This is a genomic window from Pseudarthrobacter sp. NKDBFgelt (assembly GCF_046097905.1).
Taxonomy (GTDB): Bacteria; Actinomycetota; Actinomycetes; order Actinomycetales; family Micrococcaceae; genus Arthrobacter; species Arthrobacter polychromogenes.
Window position 1 is genome coordinate 1 of the sequence record NZ_JBJURL010000158.1, and the last position, 2,029, is coordinate 2,029.

At 65.8% G+C, this 2,029-nt stretch carries 2 protein-coding genes and 1 pseudogene; 1 reads left to right on the plus strand and 2 read right to left on the minus strand.

The window, feature by feature from the left end; genetic code table 11:
• Both ACKAE7_RS20800 and ACKAE7_RS20805 read right to left on the minus strand, forming a co-directional pair.
• A pseudogene (locus ACKAE7_RS20800) lies at positions 1 to 231 on the minus strand (peptidoglycan-binding protein); the annotation flags it as partial.
• 368 nt (positions 232 to 599) lie between these two features.
• On the minus strand, positions 600 to 1,331 hold the full coding sequence (locus ACKAE7_RS20805; protein ID WP_188809545.1) for a potassium channel family protein: 732 nt from the start codon (positions 1,329 to 1,331) through the stop codon (positions 600 to 602).
• A 69-nt stretch (positions 1,332 to 1,400) separates the two neighbouring features.
• Between ACKAE7_RS20805 and ACKAE7_RS20810 the strand changes: the two genes are divergently transcribed.
• A complete protein-coding gene (locus ACKAE7_RS20810; RefSeq protein WP_188809546.1) occupies positions 1,401 to 1,949 on the plus strand; it encodes an acyl-CoA thioesterase in 549 nt (182 codons plus the stop codon).
• The last annotated feature ends 80 nt before the right edge of the window (positions 1,950 to 2,029 follow it).

Consider the following 2,029-nt stretch of genomic DNA (forward strand, 5'->3'; position numbering starts at 1 on the left):
CGGCAACGCGGCCTCGGCAACTTGGCCCACCGTCGTCGTGCCCTGGTCCACTGACGCGGGAGGCGCCGCCAGGGCGCCGACGCCCACTGCCGCCACCACGGCGGCCGTTGCCATGCCGGCCCACAGCCTGTTGCTGATGGCCGGCCGTCCAGTGGTGATCTCGGTGCGGGGTTCATCCGTGGCGAAGCTCCTGCTGGGACCTTCGGGGGTGGAAAGGTATGGCTGGTTCATGGGTAGCCCGTCCAGGCTCGGTCCAGCCGGGCCGGAACAGTGCGCTTCGGCGGGCGGGACGGATCGAGGGGAACGCGCCAGTAGCCTCCGTTGATGCGGGGCCGCAGGAAAGGCGCGGGATGGAGGCATCCGCATACCCAGAAAATACGGAGGCTCCGCGAGGGGCGGGACCCCGGGAAGCAATTCCGGGGGACCGCCGGCACTGTGTTCGGTCCTAGGAATCCCGAGTCTAGGAAGGGCGCACCTTAGCGGCACCAGTAGGAATTACCCGAATATTTAAGTGCGGTACTTGGTGGCGCGGAACCTGCTACTCAACCGCGGAAGGCCCGGTACTTGCCGGGCAGCAGTGTTTTCCGGACAGCCGTGGGCTAGGGCGTTCGCCGTTCCTGGAGGGCCGCGATCTCACGCCGCAGCGCGGCAATTTCGGCCGCGAGGTCCGCCACTTCCGCACGGACCGGTTCCTCTGCCTCGGAGACTGCCTCAGCCGTATCCTCTACCCGCTGGACCAGCCACGAGGCGATGGACGCCGTGACCACACCCAGCACGGCGATGCCGCTCATCATCAGGGCAGCGGCAACCATCCGCCCGATCGGCGTCACCGGGTACATGTCGCCGTAACCCACGGTGGTGATGGTGGTCATGGCCCACCACAAGGCATCGCCAAAGGTGATGATCTTCGCGTCCGGGGCCGACTGCTCCACGTCCAGGACCGCCAGTGCGCCCACAAACACCAGCATGGTGGCCGAGCCCACCACATAGGTCACCACCCGGCCCCTCAGGGTGTCGCCGAGTGTCCGGTGCAGCACGGACAACAGTGTCACAAGCCGCAGGAGGCGCAGCGGCCGGAAGAACGGCAGCGCCACAATCACCAGCTCGTGCAGGTTCCGGACAAACCAGCTTCCGCGGTTGGCTGCCAGCCACAGGTTGGCCAGGTAATCCACGGCAAAGATTCCCCAGGTGGCCCACATGACAGCCTCGAGCAAAAGGGCTGCACTGCCTTCGATCCGGCCAATCACCTGCCACGCGTAGGCTCCCAGGAAGACGAGCGCCGTCACCGTGAGCGGCCAGTCCGCCAGGTCCCGGTAGCGTTGTTGCGTCATGCAGGAAATCCTACTGGCACGGCTGCAGGACGCTGCGAACACAATGTTACTGGCGGGTAGCATTGGGGGATGCACCTCCTCCTAAGAACCCTGCTGATGCTGGTCCGTTCGTCGCGCCGCCCGCCCCTGACCGTCTGGGACAGTTCCTCACTGCCGCTGCGGGTCCTGCCCACGGACATCGACATTGCCATGCACGTGAACAACGGCATGTACCTGTCCCTCATGGACCTGGGCCGGTTCGACCTGATGGTGCGCAGCGGAGTCTGGCAGCGGATGCGCCGGCGCGGCTGGGGCCCGGTGGTGGCCGCGGAGACTATCGCCTTCCGGAAGTCCCTCCAGCTGTGGCAGCACTACACCATCGAGACCCGCATTATCGGGCTGGATGCCAAAGCCATCTTCTTTGAACAGCGCATGGTGGCCGACGGCGAGGTGTACGCCCGCGCGTACATCGCCACCCGGCTGGTCCACAAGGGGCGGCCCGTCAGCCAGGCGGACATCCTGAAGGAGTTCGGCGAACCGCCCGCGGACCTGGTGCTTCCCGACTGGATCCACGAATGGCGTGCGTCCAGCACACTGCCCGGGAGCCGGACACCTGCCCCGCACAGCTGGAAAGCGTAGTGGCCTAGGGCGTGTCTCCTAAATTGAGGGATGGCTGGCTGGAATGCTTAAGGTGTGTCGCGAACTTCTGTCTTGAGTGA

Coding starts and splice junctions, on each gene's coding strand:
- ACKAE7_RS20805 (WP_188809545.1), bottom strand. CDS start 1,331: ATGACGCAACAACGCTACCGGGACCTGGCGGACTGGCCGCTCACGGTG.
- ACKAE7_RS20810 (WP_188809546.1), top strand. CDS start 1,401: ATGCACCTCCTCCTAAGAACCCTGCTGATGCTGGTCCGTTCGTCGCGC.